Source organism: Nocardia sp. NPDC051911 (assembly GCF_040681035.1).
Taxonomy (GTDB): domain Bacteria; phylum Actinomycetota; class Actinomycetes; order Mycobacteriales; family Mycobacteriaceae; genus Nocardia; species Nocardia sichangensis.
This window is the reverse complement of record NZ_JBFAXY010000001.1, coordinates 363,311-384,203: the sequence shown is the minus strand read 5'-3', so window position 1 is coordinate 384,203 and position 20,893 is coordinate 363,311. Positions and strand designations below refer to the sequence as shown.

General features: G+C 70.2%; 12 protein-coding genes. 5 read left to right on the top strand and 7 right to left on the bottom strand.

What is annotated here, in order from left to right; all coding sequences use genetic code 11:
• Positions 1 to 119: 119 nt before the first annotated feature.
• From AB0L97_RS01995 to AB0L97_RS01985, 3 genes are all read left to right on the top strand, one after another.
• On the top strand, positions 120 to 656 hold the full coding sequence (locus AB0L97_RS01995; protein WP_364424715.1) for a YdcF family protein: 537 nt from the start codon (positions 120 to 122) through the stop codon (positions 654 to 656).
• Between the two features lie 149 nt (positions 657 to 805).
• On the top strand, positions 806 to 2,035 hold the full coding sequence (locus tag AB0L97_RS01990; RefSeq protein ID WP_355071459.1) for an acyl-CoA dehydrogenase family protein: 1,230 nt from the start codon (positions 806 to 808) through the stop codon (positions 2,033 to 2,035).
• On the top strand, positions 2,035 to 3,183 hold the full coding sequence (locus AB0L97_RS01985; RefSeq protein WP_364424712.1) for an acyl-CoA dehydrogenase family protein: 1,149 nt from the start codon (positions 2,035 to 2,037) through the stop codon (positions 3,181 to 3,183). Before AB0L97_RS01990 ends, AB0L97_RS01985 begins: the two co-directional genes overlap by 1 nt.
• Positions 3,184 to 3,345: 162 nt before the next feature.
• Here the strand turns inward: AB0L97_RS01985 and AB0L97_RS01980 are convergent, their stop codons facing one another.
• On the bottom strand, positions 3,346 to 6,468 hold the full coding sequence (locus AB0L97_RS01980; protein WP_364424868.1) for a (Fe-S)-binding protein: 3,123 nt from the start codon (positions 6,466 to 6,468) through the stop codon (positions 3,346 to 3,348).
• A gap of 460 nt (positions 6,469 to 6,928) precedes the next feature.
• On the opposite strand from AB0L97_RS01980, the gene AB0L97_RS01975 reads away from it, so the two are divergent.
• A complete protein-coding gene (locus AB0L97_RS01975; RefSeq protein ID WP_355071465.1) occupies positions 6,929 to 7,645 on the top strand; it encodes a hypothetical protein in 717 nt (238 codons plus the stop codon).
• A 70-nt stretch (positions 7,646 to 7,715) separates the two neighbouring features.
• Here the strand turns inward: AB0L97_RS01975 and AB0L97_RS01970 are convergent, their stop codons facing one another.
• From AB0L97_RS01970 to AB0L97_RS01945, 6 genes are all read right to left on the bottom strand, one after another.
• On the bottom strand, positions 7,716 to 8,603 hold the full coding sequence (locus tag AB0L97_RS01970; RefSeq protein ID WP_364424709.1) for an NRDE family protein: 888 nt from the start codon (positions 8,601 to 8,603) through the stop codon (positions 7,716 to 7,718).
• A gap of 136 nt (positions 8,604 to 8,739) precedes the next feature.
• Positions 8,740 to 10,002, bottom strand: coding sequence for a S1 family peptidase (locus AB0L97_RS01965; RefSeq protein ID WP_355071469.1), 1,263 nt, complete (start codon positions 10,000 to 10,002; stop codon positions 8,740 to 8,742).
• Between the two features lie 175 nt (positions 10,003 to 10,177).
• On the bottom strand, positions 10,178 to 11,536 hold the full coding sequence (locus AB0L97_RS01960; protein WP_355071471.1) for a S1 family peptidase: 1,359 nt from the start codon (positions 11,534 to 11,536) through the stop codon (positions 10,178 to 10,180).
• 163 nt (positions 11,537 to 11,699) lie between these two features.
• On the bottom strand, positions 11,700 to 12,809 hold the full coding sequence (locus AB0L97_RS01955) for a hypothetical protein (RefSeq protein WP_364424706.1): 1,110 nt from the start codon (positions 12,807 to 12,809) through the stop codon (positions 11,700 to 11,702).
• A 47-nt stretch (positions 12,810 to 12,856) separates the two neighbouring features.
• Positions 12,857 to 15,430 carry a LuxR C-terminal-related transcriptional regulator gene (locus AB0L97_RS01950; RefSeq protein ID WP_364424704.1) on the bottom strand — a complete coding sequence of 858 codons (2,574 nt, stop codon included), beginning with the start codon at positions 15,428 to 15,430 and terminating at the stop codon, positions 12,857 to 12,859.
• The gene (locus tag AB0L97_RS01945) at positions 15,423 to 17,210 is read right to left on the bottom strand and encodes an Hsp70 family protein (RefSeq protein ID WP_364424702.1); all 1,788 of its coding nucleotides are present in this window, start codon (positions 17,208 to 17,210) and stop codon (positions 15,423 to 15,425) included. The genes AB0L97_RS01950 and AB0L97_RS01945 overlap by 8 nt, the downstream gene beginning before the upstream one ends.
• Before the next feature lie 298 nt (positions 17,211 to 17,508).
• Here AB0L97_RS01945 and AB0L97_RS01940 point away from each other — a divergent pair.
• The coding region (locus tag AB0L97_RS01940) for an IniB N-terminal domain-containing protein (RefSeq protein ID WP_364424700.1) at positions 17,509 to 20,893 on the top strand (3,385 nt) is incomplete at its 3' end.

Below are 20,893 nucleotides of genomic sequence, written 5' to 3'. Positions count from 1 at the left end.
CCACGCCACGTCAGCGAGGCAAGGGTCCGGGCAACAGCAGGTGTACATGCGGCGACATCGCTGATCCGGACGCCGTGACCTGGCGTGATGCTCGCGCGGCACCCGGCTAGCATCGGCCTGTGCGACGTCGTCGGTTGGCCTGGACCGGGCTCTGTGCCGGTCTGGTGGTAGTGGTCGCCGCGGTGGCGCTGTGGCCGGTCTACGTGCGTCCGCGGATCGACCCGCCCGCGCGGGCGGACGCCGTTCTCGTGCTCGGCGGTGCGCACGACGGACGCGAACAGCTGGGCCTGCGCTTGGCGCGTGAGGGATTCGCGCCACGGGTGGTGTTCTCCAATCCCTATGAGAACAGCGCCATGCTGAACCGCATCTGTCACGGCGGCTACAGCTTCGAGGTGCAGTGCTTCGACCCGTCTCCCCGCACCACCCGCGGCGAGGGCCGCGAACTCGCCCGCCTCGCCCGCGCCCACAATTGGCACCGGGTCATCGTCGTCACCTTCACCCCCCATGTCTCTCGAGCCCGCTACGTCTTGCAAGGGTGCTGGGACGGAGAACTCGTCTTCATCGACCCCGAACCCGCCCTCTCCATCCCCCGCTGGGCCTACGACTACGTCTACCAATCGGTGGGCTACCTAAAGGCCTTCTTCGAGGACTGCTGAAGCACTCGGGAGTGCCGGTCGCACCAGGTGAAGGATGTGCTGGCATATGACTTCAGTTTGACTCGGTGAAACAGGCAGCCGTACATTCTGTCGCGTGGTGGCGGGATGGTCGCCAGGGAAGCAACGGTGCACACCCTCCGGGAGGGCAGATGGATTACGACTGGTCAGCGGAGGATCTGGCGTTTCGGGACGAGGTGCGCGGATTCCTCGACGCGAAGCTGACGCCGGAGTTGCGGCGGGCCGGGCGCTTGGCGACGAGCGTGTATCCCGACCACGAGGCGAGCACGGAATGGCAGCGCATCCTGCACGAGCGCGGCTGGGCGGCGCCCGCCTGGCCGGTGGAACACGGCGGATGCGACTGGAGCCTGACCCAGCACTACATCTTCCAGCGGGAATCGGCGCTGGCCGGCGCACCCGCGCTGTCGCCGATGGGCATCAGGATGGTGGCCCCGGCCATCATCGCGTTCGGCACCCCGGAACAGAAGGCGTTCTATCTGCCGCGCATCCTCACCGGCGAGGTCTTCTTCTGCCAGGGCTACTCCGAGCCCGAGGCCGGATCGGACCTGGCCGCGCTGGCCATGGCCGCCGTCGACGACGGCGAGGACTTCGTATGCACCGGCAGCAAGATCTGGACCACCCACGCCACCGAGGCGAACTGGATCTTCTGCCTCGTGCGCACCTCGCGCACGGGTAAGAAACAACAGGGCATCACGTTCCTGCTGATCGACATGACCGCGCCGGGCATCGAGATCCGGCCGCTGGTGATGACCTCGGGCGAGCAGGTGCAGAACCAGGTCTTCTTCGACAACGTGCGAGTGCCGAAGACCAATGTGCTCGGCCGGATCGATGACGGGTGGACCGTCGCGAAGTACCTGCTGGTGCACGAGCGGGGCGGAGCGGCCGCGCCGTGGCTGCAGGTCATGGCCCAGGACATCGCCGCCGAAGCGGCGCGGCAGCCCGGCCCGGACGGCAACCCGCTGATCGACGACCGCGCGTTCGCGGCGAAGCTGGCGGATTTGCGGATCCGCACCGAGGTGCTCGAAATCCTGGAATACCGCACGATTTCCGCGATGGCCCAGGGGAAGAACCCGGGCCCGGCGTCCTCCATCCTGAAGATCCTCGGCACCGAACTCAGCCAGAAGCTCACCGAGCTGGCGCTGGAGGCCGCGGGCCCGCGCGGTCGCGTCTACCAGCCGCACGCCACCAAGCCGGGTGGCCCGATCGCCCAGTTCACGCCACCCGCCGACGGCTACCGCAGCGGCGCGGACTGGCAGGCCGTCGCGCCGCTGAAGTACTTCAACGACCGAGCGGGCTCGATCTACGCGGGCAGCAACGAGATTCAGCGAAACATCCTCGCCAAAGCAGCATTGGGACTCTGATGGACTTCACGCTTACCGACGAGCAGGAAATGCTCCGCTCCGCGATCGCCGGATATCTCGGCGCCCGCTACGACCTGGAGAAGAGCCGCGCGGCGGCGAAATCGGAGACGGGCTGGCAGCCCGCGATCTGGCGCGGATTCGCCGACGAACTCGGCATCCTCGGCGCGACCCTGCCCGAGCGGGTGGACGGCACCGGCGGCGGCCCCGTCGAACTCATGGTGATCGCCGAGGAACTCGGCCGTGCACTGGTGGTCGAGCCGTTCGTGGACACGGTCGTGCTCGGCGCCGGTCTGCTCGAGCGTTCCGGTGGCGAGCAGGCCGACGCCGTGCTGCGCCGGATCGTGTCCGGTGACGCGCGCATCGCGTTCGCCGCGCTGGAACCGTCATCGGGACACGCTTTGCACGACGTGTCGACCACCGCCCGCCGCGACGGCGACACCTGGGTGCTCGACGGCGCGAAGACCGTGGTGACCAGCGCACCGCTGGCCACCGACCTGGTGATCACCGCGCGCACATCCGGCGAACGGCGCGACGAGGCCGGTATCTCGCTGTTCCGGCTCGAATTCGACGCGAGCGCTCCGCCCGCCGGAGTCGAGGTGCACGCCTACCGCACCATCGACGACCGGACCGCCGCCGATCTCGTGTTCACCGGCTTGCGTCTGCCCTCCGACGCGCTGCTCGGCACGGAGTCCGACGGCTGGACGGTCATCGAGCCGACCATCGCGGAAGCGACCGCGGCGATCTGCGCCGAGGCGGTCGGCTGCATGCGCAAAGTGCTCGCCGACACCATCGACTACGCCAAGCAGCGCGAGCAGTTCGGCCAGCCGATCGGCAGCTTCCAGGTGCTGCAACATCGCATGGTCGACATGTACATCGAACTCGAGCAGGCCATCGCGGCGGTCCACCTGGTCGTCCATTCCCTGCGCGCCTCCGCAGGCGACCGGGCCCGCGCCGTCTCGGCGGCGAAGGTCACCGTCGCCAGGGCGGCGCGGTTCATCGGGCAGAACGCCGTGCAACTGCACGGCGCGATGGGCATGACCGAAGAGCTGGCCATCGGCCACTACTTCAAGCGCCTCACCGTGATCGAGCACGAATTCGGCTCTACCGACGAACATCTCGCTCGCTACGCGGCACTGACCAGGCCGTAGTTCGAGTCTCCGGCCGGGACCCGCAACCCCGGCCGGACCGGTCGGGCGGGTTCTGGGCCGTTTCACCGCTGTGGCTTGCTCCTAGCGCCTACCTGCTCCTGATATGACTCGGCCGGGTCCGTTCCCGGACCCGGCCGATGTCGGTATGGAGTTGTTGTGGGCTCAGCTCTTGCGGCCCGGCGCTTTCGCACCGGCCTTGAAGCCGAGACCGCCGGGCTTGGCGCTTGGCGGCGCGACTTCGGGTGTGCCGTTGCCGCTCGCACCGTTGGTCTGCTCCGGTTCGGCGGCGGGTTCGGGCTTTGCCGCAGGGGCTTCCGCGGCGGGGGCCTGCTCCACCGGAGCCGGCTCGGTGGGAGCCGCATCCTTCGGGGCCGGTGCCGGGGTTGCCTTGCCCGGGGCCTTGGGGCCGGGCCGCTTGAAGCCCGACTTCATGGCCAGACCCTTGGCGGGCACCGTGGGCTTGGTCTCGGTCGGCGCGGCTGCGGTCGTGGCTTCGGCCGGTTCCGTAGCCGTCTCGACGGCCGTTGCCTCGGCTGCCGGGGCCTTCGCGCCGGGAGCCTTGGCCGCGCCCTTCATGGTGAGACCACCACCGGGCGCCTTCGCGCCGCCCTTCATGCCCAATCCCTTGGCCGGCTTGGCCGCGGGGGCTTCGGTCGCGGAGGCCTCGGCCGGGCCTTCGGCGGCGGGCGCCCCAGCGGCCTTGGCACCGGGTGCCTTGGCTCCGCCCTTCATCCCCAGACCACCGGGCGCCTTCGCGGGGCCCTTCATGGCAAGACCCTTGACCGGAGCGGCAGGCGCCAACGTGGCCTCGGCCTCCGCCGTTTCCGCGGCGGGGGCCTTGGCGCCGGGCGCCTTGGCCGCACCCTTCATGCCGAGTCCGCCACCGGGTGCCTTGGCCGGGCCCTTCATGGCGAGACCGCCGCCACCGGGCGCTTTCGCCGGGCCCTTCATGGCCAGACCGCCGCCGGTCGGCGCGGCCTTGGCGGGAGCTTCGGCGGCGGGGGCGGGTTCGGGCTCCGGCTCCGGTTCGGGCTCCACCTCGGGCGCCTTCGGCTCCTGGATGACGGTCAGGTTCTCGGTCAGCACCGCGGGCTCGACGCGCTCGATGGCGTCCAGCATCAGCTGGGCGACGTCCACCACCTCGACGCCTTCGCCCTCACCCCTCTCCTGGCGCGCGGTGACGCCGTCGGTCAGCATCACGCGGCAGAACGGGCAGCCGGTCGCGATCTTCGCGGGCGAGGTGGTCAGCGCCTCGTCCACGCGGTCGATGTTGACGCGCTTGCCGAGCTGCTCCTCCATCCACATCCGGGCGCCACCGGCGCCACAGCACATGGATCGCTCGCCGTGCCGGGGCATCTCGACCAGGTTGGAGCCGGACGCGGCCATCAACTCACGCGGCGCGTTGTAGATCTTGTTGTGCCGACCCAGGTAGCAAGGGTCGTGGTAGGTGACGTTCTGCGACACCGAGGCCACTGGGACCAGCTGCTTCTGCCGCACCAGGCGGTTGAGCAGCTGCGTGTGGTGCACGACCTCGTAGTTGCCGCCGACCTGCGGGTACTCGTTGTTCAGCGCGTTGAAGCAGTGCGCACAGGTGACGACGATCTTCTTCTTGCGATCCTCGACGCCCTCGAACACCGAGTTCAGCAGCTCGATATTCTGCTGGGCCAGCTGCTGGAACAGGAACTCGTTACCCGCGCGGCGAGCGGAGTCGCCGGTGCAGGTCTCCTCCGCGCCGAGCACCATGAATTTCACGCCCGCGGTGGCCAGCAGTTCGGCGACCGCCTTGGTGGTCTTCTTGGCGCGGTCCTCGTAGGCGCCCGCGCAGCCGACCCAGAACAGGTACTCGTAGCCGTCGAAGCTGTCGGCGTCCTGGCCGAAGACCGGGATCTGGAAATCGAGCTCGTTGATCCAGTTGAGCCGGTCCTTGGCGTTCTGGCCCCAGGGGTTGCCCTTGTTCTCCAGGTTCTTGAACAGGCCCGCGAGCTCGGACGGGAACTCGGACTCGATCAGCACCTGATAGCGGCGCATGTCGATGATGTGGTCGACGTGCTCGATGTCCACCGGGCACTGCTCGACGCACGCGCCGCAGGTGGTGCAGCTCCACAGCACCTCGGGATCGATGATGCCGCCCACGTCCTCGCCGCCGACCAGCGGCCGCTCGGCCTCGGCCTTGGCGGCCTCCGAGATCTTGGCGAGCTTCGCTTCGTTCGGGTTGCCCTCGGCGTCGACCAGCCCGACCTCGTCGCCACCCATGTCCTTGCGGCCACCGGCCAGCAGGTACGGGGCCTTGGCGTACCCGTGGTCGCGCAGCGACATGATCAGCAGCTTCGGCGACAGCGGCTTGCCGGTGTTCCAGGCGGGGCACTGCGACTGGCAGCGACCGCACTCGGTGCAGGTGGTGAAGTCCAGCCAGCCCTTCCAGGAGAAGTCCTCGATCCGGCCCGCGCCGAAGGTGTCGGTGTCGGGGTCGGCGGTCTCCATGTCGACCGGCTTGCCCTTCGACATCATCGGCTTGGCCGCGCCCAGCGCGACGCCGCCGTCGTCCTCACGCTTGAAGTAGATGTTGAAGAACGCGGAGAACCGGTGCCAGGCCACGCCCCAGGTGACGTTGCGGCCGACGTAGTACAGGAACGCCATGCCGGACATCAGCTTCACGAAAGCGAACAGCGCCACCATCGTGGTGTTCGCGGGCAGCAGCTTCGCCACCTGCATGGTGAAGAAGTCGGTGGCCGGGTCGGAGTGGCCGTAGGCGGCGATCTTGCCCGCCTTCACGAAGATCATGCCGAGGCCCTCGAGCAGCACGATCGCCTCGATGACGTAGGCCGGGCCGAACTTGGAACCGCTGAACCGGGAAAGGCGCTCCGGCAGACGCGGGTGGTTGAGCTGCCGCAGGATGATCAGCGTGAGGATGCCGACCACGGTGCCGATACCCAGGATCTCGTCCCACAGGTGGTAGATCGCCAGGTTGCCGATGATCGGCCAGTGGAACGCGGGGTCGAACGTCTGCCCGTAGGCCTCGAACCACAGCATGGCTCCACCGATGAAGCCGATCATCACCAGCCAGTGCGCCCAGCCGACGGTGCGGAATTTGTTCATCCGCGTGTGCGCGATGAACTCCACGAGCATCTGCTTGAAGCGCGGAAAGAAGGGCCGCCAACGGTCCGGCGCGGGCTGTCCGATCATGATGGCGCGCGCGATATTGCGGACGCCGCCGATGAACGACGCCCAACACAGGAGGCTGAGCGCCGCCCCAATCGTGCCCAGCGTCACTGTCAGGGCATTCATGTGCGACCTTTCTTTAGAGGCACAACGAGCGCGGCTGGTTCTGCTACCGCCTCGGTTGGCTCGTATCCTAACCGGCAGCAAGTTACCCGCCAGTAACAACCATGTCCATCGTACGATCGGGCTTTTGGGCTATAGCCCCATATGCTGGGGCTTGACCCTCTATTTACCTGTGATGAATGTCACAGTAAATTGCCCAGATCACGCTGGCGAGTGGTCGACCACCACCGTAAACGGCGAAGCATTCCGTCCAGTCGGTAAGGATTGGCTTAGTCCCCATGCCTGATAAGGGATCTCGCTTAAAACGCGGCGTTCTATTAGGCTCACGACGTTCTGATTGCCACGACCGTCTTCACACCGCTCGGGGAGGATCCGGAGCCGACCACCCGGATTTGCTGTACAGAGCTCTCGCGTGCTGAAGACCAGCGGTAACGCACGACCTGATGATGGATTGGAAACTGAATTGAAACTCCGCAGAACCACCGCGGCGGCCGCGATGGTCATCGGTGCGATGACCATCGGACTGGGGACCGCCCATGCCGAGCCGGCCGCTGCTACGCCCGACCCGATCCGGTACTCGGTCAAGCTGGTGGAGAAGACCGTCGTGACGACGCTCAAGGGGGGAACATTCGAGCTGGCCAAGTCGTCCGAGGACGTCAAGGAAGACGACGTCTACCGGATCAAGGATTCGCAGGGCAACGCAGTCCTCACACTGCCGATCGCCTTCAAGGTCGCCGACACCGTCGTCCCGGTGAAGCCGATCGTGAAGGAAGACAACACGGTGCTCGAGCTGACGCCTGAGCAGGGTGTCACCGTTCCCAAGGACAAGCCGGCCAACGCGGTCAACGTCGTGGCGCAGCCGATCGCCTCGCCGATCGAGAACCAGCGCGCGCAGAACGAGTTCGCCAGCCAGTTCGGCATCGCGACCGCCGTCGGTGGCTTCCTCGGCACCGCCGTCGGCGTCATCGGCGGTGCGGTGATCGGCTGCATCCTCGGCCTGCCGTTCCTCGGCGTCGGCTGCATCCCGGCCGCGATCGCGGGCGCGGGCATCGGCGGCATCCTCGGCACCGTTGCGGTCGGCGGACCGATGCTCGCTGTCGCGGGTATCGATCTGATCAACACGCTGCAGGCGCCGGAAGGCACCACCAAGTGGGCGGACAAGCCGAGCGAGCCGAAGTAAGCCCTCGGTCTCACCCGCTCGTCAGATTCTCGGCGGCCCGCTCTCCTTCGGGGGGCGGGCCGCCGGTCGTTTACCCGGTCAGATCCAGCAGGCCGCGGACGACGTTCTCGCCCAGTTCCTCGCCCAGCGTGCCGAACGAGCGCTCCACCATTTCGAACGTCCCGTCCTCGCGGACGACCAGCACCGTGCTCGCCCTTGTCCCGTGCACGGTGTGCGCGACGAACCTGGCCGACAGCGCCCGCTCCATCTCATACGGGACGCCGGTGCGCGGAAGTTCGTCGTCGGCGGCTTCGGTGCGGTCGGCCAGCACTTCGAAGTAGCGGTCCACCGCACCGGGCTCGGTGCGCACGACCTCGCGCAGTCCGCGCACACCCGCCCGGATCTTGGGCCAGATGGGCTGTGGAGCGATCAGATCGGTTTCCGCCAGGCTCGGACCAGCCGACGTGACGAATGTGCCGTTGGAGAGCCCGTGGAAGCCCGCGGCGAGTTCGCGCGGTTCCGCGGCGCTGCGATTGGAGTGCCACCACAGCGTGCGCAGGTCGGAGACCACCAAGTTGTAGCCGTTGTAGTCGTCGGGTCCCGCGGCGACGTCGAGCACGTACTTCTCCGGCCCGGGGAACTCGCCCGCCGGACCGCGGTCGGACGCGCCGCGCAGAAAATCCATCAGCAGCGCGCCACGGGAACGGGCATCGAGACGTTGATCGGCGGGATTTCGCACGTTCGTGACGGCCGCGAAGCGATTGTCGGCGTGCGGATGGGTGCTCAGGCCGAGCCAGGTGCCGGGCGGTTCGCCCTCCGCCCGGCCGATCGCCCCGGTGTCGCGTCCGGCGAGCAGACCGGGCGCTTCCGGCCACCAACGCATGGACTCGGTCGGCCGGGTATAGAACTCGTCCCGGTTGGCGGCCACGATCAACCGGTATTCCGGGTGCGCGCGCCAGCCGATCAACACCAAACACATGCGGTCCAGGATGCCGGACCGCTACCGCATGCCATGCGGCGTTTCCCCCTGCGGGCCGCGTAAGGGCAGTGGAAAGCCCCGGAGACGGCGAAAGGCCGACAGCTCGACGCTGCCGGCCTTTCGCGCGTTCCCGCGGTCAGTTGGTGCGTACGCGCAGTCCCGGGTTGTCGGAGAGCACCACGTGCACCGGCTGCGCGAACAGCTGCGGCACGTTACCGGTGAGCGCGCCGATCAGGTTCGGGATCTCGCAGATCGGGTAGTCGGCCACCGACGACGCGCTGGAGATGCCGAGCGCCAACCGGCCGGTCACGATCGGGCCGCCGCTGTCGCCGGGCAGCGCGCAGATGTTGGCCGAGAAGCTCTGGGTGAGCTCCCGGTCGCCGACCTGCACGGTCTGGTCGACGGCGTTGACCACGCCGCAGCTGAAGCCGGTGCGCGCACCGGACTTGCACACCGGAGCGCCGACCACCGGGGTCGCCACGCCGTCGACCGGAATCGGAGCCGCGCCGGGCGCACGAACGCCGTTGTTGGCGAAGCGGTCCTTGGCCTGGTCGTTGATCCGGATGATCGAGTAGTCCTGCTCGCCGAGCACCGACTTCTGGAAGACGCCGAGCTGCGCGCCGAGGCGGTCGCCGTTCATCTCGTAGACGCCCGCGGCGTTGCCGCTGCCCGCGGACGGGATGTCCGGATTGCAGTGGCCCGCGGTGATGTTCACCGTGTTGCCGTTGCGGTCGGTGCCGTTGAAGCCGAGCGAGCAGCGCAGCGAGCTGCGTCCGGCGACCGAGGCGTAGCCGTCGCCGCCCGCGAGCGCGCCGCGCGCGTCGCCCGCGATGTCACCGGCCTGGAGAGTGCCCTGCTCGCCCGCCACCGGCGGGGCCATCACGATGACGCGCGCCGGGTCGATGAAGTTCGGCATCGGCAGACCCACCTGGTCCACGCGGACCGCGATCGCGTTGTTCACGGTGTCCACCACCGCGCCGCGCACCAGCGACCGCACCGACTCCGGCTGGCCCTCCAGCCAGCGCTCGAACGCGCTCTTCTCGCCACGCAGGGCCGCTTCGCTCTTGGCGACGTTACGGACCTCGAAACCGGCCGACTCCGCGGCCTTCTTCGCCTCGTCGGCGCCGGGGCCCTGCGCCAGCGCCACGACCGCCTTGCCCGCGTCATCCAGCCAGGAGCCGCCGAACACGGCCGGGTACTGCCGCTGGGCGGTGGTGGCGAACGCGGCGACCTGCTGCGCCAGCTCCGCGCGGTGCAGGTACTCGTCGGGCGAGATCTTCAAATCGCGGGTCACCGCGGCGACCAGCTCGGCGGGCAGACCGGGAGCATGGTCGGGTTGAGCCGTCGCTACTGCCGCCGTGGGCCCGAACAGCAGTATCGCCGCCGAGGCGGCGATCACTGTCTTTCGGATTACGGTCTGTCGCGCAGTCGATCGGGGAGGTCCTATACGTGGCAGGAGCATGAGCAGACTATATGGGGTTTGACGCGGGATGCCTACTCATCTTGTGGTTCCCGACTCGCTCATAGCCCTCCGACCGGGAGTATGCCGATCGCCACACCACGCGGGTGCGCGCTCAGCTCGCGTTCGGCCGGGTGCGCACGCTGATTCCGCTGCCGATTCCGCCGCCGGAGGAGGCGTCGATGTCGGCCAGGATCGCCCGGATCGGGATGCCGAGGGACGCGGTGCCGCCGTACTGCGCGAGCGCGACGTTGGCCTCGTTGCAGTTCGGCGCGTCCGCGGCGTTGGAGCCACTGGTGATGCCGAGCGCCAGCGTGCCGGACACGATCGCGCCGCCGCTGTCGCCGCCGAGCGTGCAGGCCGAGCTGGCGAAGCCGCGCACGGTCTTGCTCTCTCCCTCGGCGGTGTAGAGCTGGGTCTCCACCCGGTCGGCGACGACGAAGCCGCAGGTGAACGTGGACGACTGACCGGACTTGCAGACCGGGGCGCCGGTGATCGGGTCGGCGGTGCCGGTGATCGCCAGCGTCGTGCCGTTGGCGCCGCGCACCGAGGGCTGGTCCATGCCCGCCCGCACCGCGCGCTCGTTCAGCTTGATCACCGAGTAGTCCAGCGCGGACTGTCCGCCCAGCGAGGCGCGCACGAAGGTGCCCAGTTCGGGGCTGGCCGGAATGTCCCGGACGTTCGGCAGGTAGACGCCCGCCTCCTGGTTGCCCTTGCCCAGGTTCGGATCACAGTGGCCCGCACTGATGTTCAGCGCGTTGCCGGAGGCGTCGACGCTGTTGAACCCGAACGAGCACACGTCGACGGCGCGCAGCGATGAGTCCTGGAGCGAACCGGGTGCACTGATGTAGGTGTCGCCGCCCATCGGCCTGCGCTCGACCGGTCCGCCGCTGTTCGGCGACAGGATGACCTTGATGTTGGCCAGGAGCGTCGGCAGGTTGAGCATGTGACCCGCGGGCGTGTTGGCGACGCTGAGCACCAGCTGACTGTTCAGGAAGTCGATGGCCACGGAGTTGATCGCCTGCGAGATCTCGCGCGGCAGGCCGGTGATCCACTGGTTGAGCTGCACCAGCGAGCCTTCCAGGCTGTCCGCCGACACGGGGGCCAGCCGGGTCTGGTATCCGTCGGCCGCGGCGATCTTGGCGGCGTCCAGCGAGGTGACCGCCATGACGGGCTTGCCGTCGGCGCCGATCCAGGCGCCCGCGTAGGAATCCGGCCGCTCCGAACGGAATCCGCGCGCGTAGTCACGCAGCTGCTGGGCGCGCGCGGCGCGGTCCAGGTATTCCGTCGGGGTCATCTTCAGATCCCGCGCGATGGCCTGCACGAGTTCCGGAGGGAGATTGTCCGCGGCCAGCTGCGCCGGTGCTTCGGGTACCGCCGAGGCGGTGGTCGTGCCGAACAAGGGAGTCAGGAGAACGGTCGATGCGATGGCGACAGCTTTGACCGCGGCGCGACGCGCCACCAACTTGCGCATGAAGTCCCTTCGTCGGCACGCACGTGCCAGCTAAATCCGTGGCCACGGGCAGAATCCGTTGGCACACAGTCTTCGTCCAGCAATCGACCGGTGTGTGGAAAATCATCCGACAACCCGGTCAGCGCAACACTCTAAGCCACAAACCCGAGAAGGACGCTACTAATCACCGACTACCCGGTATTCCCATTCCGGGGATGGTCGGGATCTGCGGCAGCTGCTGACCGAACGGATTGGTCGTGGGCGTGATGGTCCGCGTCGTCGAAGTCCGAGTGGGGGTGGTGGTCGGCGTGGTGGTGGGCGGCGTCGTGGTGGTCGGTTCCGGCGTCGGCGTGGTCGGTTCCGGCGTCGTGGTCTCGGTCACCACCGGTGGCTCGGACGTCTCGGTGGTGGTGGTCGCCGTGGTGGTCACGACCGGCGGCGGGGCCGGGAGCACCGACGTCGGCTCGGACTTGGCGTCGGGCAGCGGCGGCACCGGCGTCTCGCTGCCGTCGCGCAGCAGCATGGCCACCACGATGCCGCCGAGCACCAGGCCGATCGCCGCGGCGCCCGCGATCACCAGCGGCGTGCGTTTCGGTTGCCGCGCTGGAACCGCCGGCTGTGGTTGTTGCTCGACCTGCTTCGTTTCGGTGGCCGCGATCGGCTCGGCGATCGGCATGGCCGCCGAGTACGCCTGCGGCTGCGCGTCGGCGGCGGGCACGGCCGGGATGACGATGGTGTCCACCGTCGAGTTCTCCGCGGTGGACGGGTCCGGCGGGGTGGCCCCTGCCGGAGTGGCGAGCACCGCCGCCAGCGCCCCTCTGGCCGCGTCGTGGGCGAACGATCTTCCGTCGGCTCCGGTTTGGGCGCTGGGCAATTCACCCTCGCTGACCAGCAGCACCGAGCGCAGACCGAGGTAGTCCAGCGCGTCACGCAGCGAACGCACCTGCTCGGCGGGCCAGTCCGCCGGATGCGTCGCGTAGAACTCGGCCGCTCCGCTGAGATGTTCGGCGGCCAGGTTGATCAGGCAGAACAGGGCGGTCGCGACGAGGTCTTCGGCGCGGTACGCCTCACCGTCGTCGACGGGGATACCCGCCGGGTCGCCGACGGCGGCCACGAAGCCGCTGATCGAGTGGGACTCCTCCGTGGGCGGGGGACCGCCCAATTCGGCGTCTCCGTCCTCGGACATGTGCAGTACCGACTCCCGGACGATGTACTCCGGCTGCTCGTCACCGTCGGTGACGATGACCGCCGTGCACTCGTCGTCGGCGACGCGCAGGCCAACCCCAGTGGCCATCCTCACCTACCTCGCTTCGGCGTTCCCGCTGACGGAACCGCACCCGGTCACACCAGAAGCGAACCGTGTCCCATGGCGCGGAGCATCGACAATAACTCCGAACGGGAACGGGCACCGACCCGGCGTCGGATGCGCGCGACGTGGTGCTCGACCGTCTTCGCCGAAATGTACAGGCGCGCACCGATCTCCCGATAGGTGAGCCCGAGCAGAACCAGCTCGGCCACTTCGCGTTCCCGTTCGCTGAGAATCGCGGCCTGCGGCGGCACGGGCGGCGGGGTGTCGCCGTTGTGCGCGGCCGGGGTCGCCTGCCGAGCCTGCGGCTCCTGCGGACGGGCGTCGGCGCGAACCGTGCGGGCCAGTTTGAGCAGCGCGGTGGCCGTCGCCGAGTCGGGCGCCGCGAGCGCCGCCTCGCTGGCCAGCCGGGCGCCGTCCCAGGTCATGCCGATTTCGGTGAGGGCGGCGACCGCCGCGTGGACCGGCGCGCTGACCACCTGGCCGCGCAGCACCAGCACCCAGGTACGGCCCGCGTCGGCGAGTACGGCGGCGTGCCGGTCACCCGCCTCGGCCGCGGCTTTCAACGCGCGCGCGTGCGGCAGCAGCTCCTCGGGGCTCTCGTGGGCGATCGCGGCCTGCACGCCGTACCAGTGGAAGGCGTTGGACCACGCGGGCGGATCGTCCAAGCGACGCAGCAGCGCCAGCGCGGCGTCCACCAGGGGCGCGATCCGTCGTTCGTCGCGCATCCGGATGGCGGCCAGCCATAGTTCGCCGATCGGCAGCAGCGCCAGCAGGTCGGTCTGCACGTCGTCGAACAACGGATACGCCGCCTGCCACGCACGGGCCAGCGCGGTGTGGTCGCCGCTGCGCCGGGCGAGACCGACCGCGACGCCGTGCGCGAGCAGGCGGTCGCGGACGTCGAGCCGATCGTGGTCGAGCGCGGCCACGGTGGCCGCGGCGGCGCGCTCGTCGCCGCCGAGCATCGCCGTCCAAGCCGCGAGCACGTCGAGTTGATGGCAGCGCAGGCCGCTCGCCGTGGCTCGCCGCAACGCGTCCTGGGCGCGGCGGGGCTCGCCGGTGCCGAGCGAGAGCAGCGTGGCGATGGAGGCCGCCGTGCAAGGCAGGAAGCGGTCCACGCCCGCGTCCGCATGGGCGGCCTGGACCAGCGCCGATACCGCGGCGGCGGTGTTGTTGCCCGGTTCGATGGTGTCCGCGAGCGCGGTCGCGATCAGCCGCGCGTGCGCGCCCGCTTCGGTAGGCGGCCACTTCGTCGCCGAGGAGGACATCTCCCGCGCGCCTGTCACGTCGCCCGCCAGGCACAACACCGTGGCGCCGACGGCCCAGTCCGGGCCGACCCGGTGCCCCCCGAGCCAGGTGTACAGCTGCGCCGCGCGACCGACCAGGCCGCGGCGGGTGAGCACCGCCGCGCAGATCCGCACCGCCGTGGCGAGGTCCGCGCCCGTGCTGCCCGACCGCGCCAGCATCGGCTCGGCCAGGCGCATGGCGGTCTCACCGTCGCCGGTCCTGGCGGCCGCCTCGGCCCAGCGCAGCGCGATCAGATCCAGTTCCGCACCCGCGGCCGCCGCCGCGGCGTAATAGCGAACCGCGTCGCGACCGGCTTGCTCGGCGGCGTCGACGAGGAAAGAGGCGAGCCGCGGATCGCGGACGCCGGACTCGGCCAATTGCAAGGCGGTGCGGTCGCGCAGCAGGCCCGCCTCCAGCCGGGCGCCGAGCAACCGGCGCTCGACCGCGACGAACCTGCGGTCGCCGAGCAGCGTGCGCAGTGGGGCAACGGCGGGTTCCAACAGCAGGTCGGCGTCGGTCACCAGGGCGCTGGCCCTGGCTCGGTCGATGAGATCCTGCGCGACGGCCTGCTCCACGTCGAGCACCTCGGTGAGCTCGCTGGAATCCAGGCCGGTGCCCGTCGTGGCGACAACCAGGGTCTCCAGCAGGTCGGGCGCGAGGTTGTCCAGCAACCCGCGCGCCCACGCGGCGACGGCCGTGTCGACGGCGGTGATGCTCGCGTCCAGACGCGCCGAGCAGGCGGCTGTCAGCGCGGCCACCACGCCGCCGCGGATACCCGCGGTCTGCACATGAATGTGCTGCGCGACCTGACGCGGCACCATCATGCCCAGTTCTCGGGCGAACGGCGCCATGTCCGCGACGCCCAGTGGGCGCAGGTCGACCACGCGACCACGCCGGGCGACGGCGTCGGCGAGCATCCGCAGCCGCGGGTCGTGCGGGCGCGGCTGCGCGGCGATCACCATCGTTCGATGCCCGGATTCCACTGCGGCGCAGAGGTATTCGAGATCGAGTCGGCCAAGCGTGTGGGCATTGTCGATGATCAGCGCGGGGCGGGCTATGTCGGTCGTCACGCCCGCGGTGCTCGTCGTGTGGTGCACGGGGTGCGCGCCGTTGCGCGCATGCGCGTGCTGGAGCGCGGCGATGTCGTCCTGCAACGGGACGCCGCGGGCGCGCAGACGAGCCCGGATCTCCGCGAGGAGCGTCGACTTGCCGGTCTGGGACCGGCCGCGGATCAGGTAGATCACCGGTTGGTCGTCGGCGGAATCCAGATCGCGGAAGATGTCGCGGGCGCAGGGGAGGGTGTCGAAGGCGGTATCAGCCACCGGAGCCTCCCAGGATCTCTCCGGGAGCGCGCAGCACCGTGCCGAGGGTGTCGCCCAGCCCGCCGGTCGGCAGGCTCGGGGCGGTCGGCGGTGTAGGCCGGGGCTGTTGCTGGGTCGGCGCGGGTGGGATGGTCGGCGCCGGTGCGGGCGCGGGAGCAGGAGACGGCTGTTGGGATTGCGGCTGCGGCGCGGGTTGCTGCGCCGGGGAGTCCACGGCGGGCGCGGGGGCAGGTTGATCGGGATTCTGTTCGCTCTTCACCACGGCCGCGGTCGTGCCCTGAGCTGCGGACGAAGGCGAACCGGCCTGCGGCGCTTCGTTCCTTGCCCGCGGTCGGCCGGTGGCGCTCGCCGAGTCCGTGGCGGCGACACCGGAAGATGCGGATTCCGTGCCCGTCTGCGCGCCCGTCGTCGCGGCGACCTGGACGGCGCCGGTGCCGGACTGCTCGGTCGAGGCGGGGTTGTCCTGGCCGGACTGGATGCTGGTGCCGATCGCGAGCGTGCCGGTCGCCAGCAGGCCGATGGCGGCCGCGATACCGGCTACCACCGCGATGCGCTGCCTGCTGATCAGTGCGCGCCTGCGCGCAGGCGGCTCCTCCGGCAGCGCCGCCAGTCCCGCCGAGGGCAGCGCTCGGGGCTGCGGCACGGTCTCGTCCTCGACCACCGGATCGACCATGGGGAGTTGGTCGGTCTCGGCGGCGAGCAGGTCGGCGGCCAGCAGCGCCGCGCCGCGTGCCGTGGTGTGCTCGGGATCCGGGGCCGCCACGACCGGCAATCCGAACTCGGAGGAGACGAGTTCGGCGACCAACGGTATGGCGCCTCCTCCTCCGGTGAGCAGGACGCGGCCGACGTCGCCGATATCGAGCCCGGCGCGGTGCACGGCGTCGCGTATCAGGTCCATCGCACTCAGCAGCGGTCCGCGCAGCAGGTCTTCCAGTTCACCGCGCACCAGACGCACGGTGCTGCCCTGCGGATCCGCGGGGTCCACACGCACCGGAACAACGGTCGCGGTATTTATGGAAAGCTCTTCTTTCGCTTTCCTGCAGTGCTCGCGCAATGCCGATAATCCGCGTTCCACCATTGGATCGAACGGATCGAAATCCGCGGCGAGCACCGCATTAGCCAGGACATAGCGCATGGTCAGCAGATCGAATTCCGCGCCGGCGACGTCGGTGCTGCGCAACGGTGTGCCGAGCAGGCTGGCGTGCTCGCCGGTACGGACCACCGAGACGGTCGAGCCGGTCGCGCCGAGATCGAAGACGATCACCGCCCCGTCGTCGGCCCTGCCGTGCGCGGCGTCGAGCCAGCGGATCGCGGCGGTGGGCTCCGGCACCAGCGTCACCTCGCCGAGTCCGGCCCGCTCGAGGGCGTCGCGCTGGACGTCGACGGTGTGCCGCGACCACCAGGCCGGGTGGCAGGCGACCGTCGCCTGAACGCCGCTCGGGCCGCTCTCGGCGGCGATCTCGTCGACCAGGCAGCCGATCGAGGTCGCCACCAGGTCGGGGGCGGAATAAGATGAGCCGTCCTCGGCGAGGATGCCGACCGGGTCGCCGACCCTGGCGAGGAAACCCTCCAGCAGAACGTCGCTGGAATGGCGGCCGGTGGAGCCGGCGCCCGCGCCGAGCATGGGCGCCATGTCCGGCGACAGCCGCAGCACGCTCGGATGCGAGCGTAGGTAGCCGCCGCCGGACCGGCCGAGGCCGTCGTCGCCATCCTCCGTTGCCGCCACGGCGACCGAATTCGACGCTCCGACAGTGATGCCGAGCGCCAGGCGCTGTGTCATTCGAGAACCCCGTTCGAGAAGCTGTCTGTTCCGGTGTCGCTGCTGCATGTCCGAGATCGTGCGCTGGGCGTTGTGGTTGCCGACGCAACCGTTCTGTCGGTTGCTGGCCATCCGCCGTTACTTCGTTAGGGGGACGTTTAGGGAAATTCCCCTAATTCCGCTCCCACCCCTATCCGGCGGCCCCGGCCGGTCGTAGGGGTCCGCCCCGTTTCGGCGTAACGCGATGCGCTCCTAGCGTGATTTGCATTCCAACGACTGCGGATCAGCGAGGTCCGCCGGGACTCAGGAGAAGATTCTCATGACACCCAACGCGATTCTGGAGTTCATCCTCGGTCTGCTGCGGAACCAAGAGGCCGCGGTCGCCTACTGCGCCAACCCGACCCAGGCGCTGGCCGCCGCAGGCCTGAGCGCGGTGACGCCGGAGGACATCGCCCTCTGCGCCCCGATGGTCGCCGAGTCGGCTCTGGTCACCGGCGGTTCCCAGTTGCAGTCCATCGTGGCCGCGGGCGCGCAGACCGGCACGGCCGCCGCGATCGGTGCGGCGAGCACCGTGGGCGCGGCGGCGGTGGCGGATGCCGGAGTCGACCTCGGCACCGATCTCGGCGTGGATCTGGGTGCCGGTGCCGGTGCGGGTGGCGGGCTCGACGTCGACCTCGGTGTCGGTACGGGCGTGGACGTGGGTGCCGGACTGAACACCGCGATCGAAACCGGCCTGGAGCTCGGCGCAGGTCTGGGCGCGGGGCTGGCGGCGGGCCTCGAGACCGTGGTGAACGCGGGCGCCGACCTGTCCGCCGCCGTGGGCGGCCTGCTCGGCGCGGGCGCTCAGGTGATCAGCGGTATCGGCGCGGGCCTCGACCTGAACGCCGACGCCCAAGGGCTGGGCGACATCGCCGCCGGACTGGAGACCGGCCTCTCCACCGGCATAGACGCGGGCGCCGGCCTCGGCGCGGGCCTGGAAGGCGCGGCGGACGCGGCGGTGGGCTTGGGCGCCGGGCTGGAAGGCGCGGTGAACGGGGCAGCGGGCTTGGGCGCCGGGCTGGAAGGCGCGGTGAACGGGGCAGCGGACCTGGGTGCCGGACTAGGCGCGGGGCTGCAAGGCGCGGTGGACGCCGCAGCCGGTCTGACCACAGGCCTGGACGCCGCTTTGGGCACGGGTGCGCAGGCGGGCGCGGGCCTCGGCGGTGTGATCGACGCGACGACCGGTTTGACGACCGGGCTCGGCGCGGGCCTGGGAGGCGCGGTGGACGCGGCAACCGGCGTGACCGGGGGTATCGGCGGCAGTGTGCAGACGGGAGCTGATCTCGGTGCGGGTATCGGGGGTGCTGTCGACGCGACGACCGGGCTCGCCGGGGGCCTGGAAACCGCCATCGGTGGCGCGGCGGACATCACGACGGGTGTCGGCGCCGGTCTGGAAGGCGCTGTGCAGGGTGCCACGGACATCTCCGCGGGATTGAACGCGGGCCTGGAGGGTGGTCTGGGCGCGGCGACCGATGTGACCTCGGGCCTGGGTGCCGGTCTTGGGGGGGCTGTCGACGCGACGACCGCCCTCGGCGCGGGTCTGGACAGCGCGGTCGGTGGTGCGGTGGACCTCACCACCGGTGTGGGCGCGGGCCTGGAGGGTGGTCCGGGCGCGGCGACCGACGTAACCGCGGGGCTCGGTGCGGGTGTCGGGGGAGCTGTCGATGCGACGACCGGTCTCGGCGCGGGCTTGGGTGGCGCCGTCGGTGGTGCGGCTGATGTCGCCGCAGGTCTCGAGGGAGCTGCGGGTGCAGCAACTGATCTGACCACGGGGCTCGGTGCCGGTGTCGGCGCGGGCCTGGAGGGTGCCGTTGATGCGACGACCGGTCTCGGTGCGGGTGTGGGGGGAGCTGTCGATGCGGCGGGTGGCTTGGCTACGGGTGTGGATGCGGCGCTGGGTGCCGGCGCAGAGGCGGGTGCAGGCCTGGGCGCTGGGCTGAACGGTGCTGTCGATGCGACGACCGGCCTCGGCGCGGGCTTGGGTGGTGTGGCTGATGTCAGCACGGGTCTGGGGGCGGGCATCGGCGGAGCTGCGGGTGCGGCGACCGATCTGACCGCAGGCCTCGAGTGCGCGATCGGCGGGGTGGCGGATCTCGGTACCGGCGTGGGTACAGGCCTCGAAGGGGCCGTTGATACGACGACTGGTCTCAGTGCGGGCATTGGGGGTGCGGTCGATGCCACGACGGGGCTCGGTGCGGGTCTGGAGGGCGCTGCGGGTGCCGCCACGGATCTCGATGCGGGTCTCGAGGGCGTTCTCGACGCGACAACCGGCTTCGGCGCGAACCTCGGAGGTGCTGTGGATGGTTCCGCCGGCGCTGCTACGGACTTGACCGCGGGCGTCGGTGCGGGTCTCGGCGGCGCTGTCGATGCGACGACCGGCTTGGGTGGGAGCCTGGGAGGTGCTGTGGATGGTTCCGCCAGCGCTGCTACGGATTTGACCGCTGGTGTCGGTGCGGGTCTGGAGGGTGCTGCGGGTGCCGCCACGGGGCTTGGTGCGGGTCTCGGCGGTGCTGTGGGTGGTTCCGCCGGCGCTGCTACGGATTTGACCGCTGGTGTCGGTGCGGGTCTGGAGGGTGCTGCGGGTGCCGCCACGGGGCTTGGTGCGGGTCTCGGCGGTGCTGTTGATGCGACGACCGGCTTGGGCGCGAATCTTGGAGGCGCTGTGGATGGTTCCGCTGGCGCCGCGACGGGTCTTGGTGCGGGTCTGAACGGTGCTGTCGATGCGTCGAACGGTCTTGGTGCGAATCTCGGGGGCGCCGCGGGTGCGGGTCTGGAGGGCGCGGTGAACGGAGCCGGTGGGGTGACCACCGGTTTGGACGCGGCTCTCGGCAGCGGTGCGCAGGCGGGTGCCGGTCTCGGCGCCGGGGTGTCCACCGGGTTGCACGGGGCGGCCGACGCGGGTGCGCAGATCGGGTCGGGTCTGGAGACCGGGCTTGGAGGCGCGCTCGATGCCACCGGGCAGGCGACGACCGGGCTCACCGGCGGAATCGACACCGCCGCGCAGGGTTCCGGCAACCTGGCCGCCGGACTCGGAAGCAACTTCTCCTCCGCCATCGGTGGTGCCGGAAGCCTCGGAACGCAGGCGACGGCGGGCCTGGAGACCGGACTCGCGACGGGTCTCGGCGCGGCCGTGAACACCGGAGCGGAGCTCGGCGGCGGACTGGACAGCTCCCTGCACACCGGCGGGCAGGCCGGTGCGGGCCTCGGGACCGGTCTGGGCGGGGCGCTCGACGCCGGAGTCCACGGGGCGAGCGGCCTGGAGACGGGCTTGTCCACCGGCCTCGATGGGGCCCTGTCCACCGGCGTGGGCGGTGGGGCACACGCCGGTACCGGCCTTGGAGCCGGGCTGACCGGTGCCATCGACGGCGGTGCGCAGGCAGGTGCGGGGCTGGGTTCGGGGCTTTCGGCTGGGCTCGATGCGGGAACTCACGCTGGTGCCGGACTCGCTTCGGGGCTTTCGGCTGGGCTCGATGCGGGAACTCACGCTGGTGCCGGACTCGCTTCGGGTTTGTCGGCCGGACTGGGCACGGCCGCTGAAGCCGGTGCGGGACTCGGCTCCGGACTTTCCACCGGGTTCGAGGGTGCGGCTGGTTCGGGCTTGGAGACCGGCTTGTCGACCGGTCTCGGCGCTGCGGGCAGCGCGGGTGCGGGTCTGTCGAGTGGTC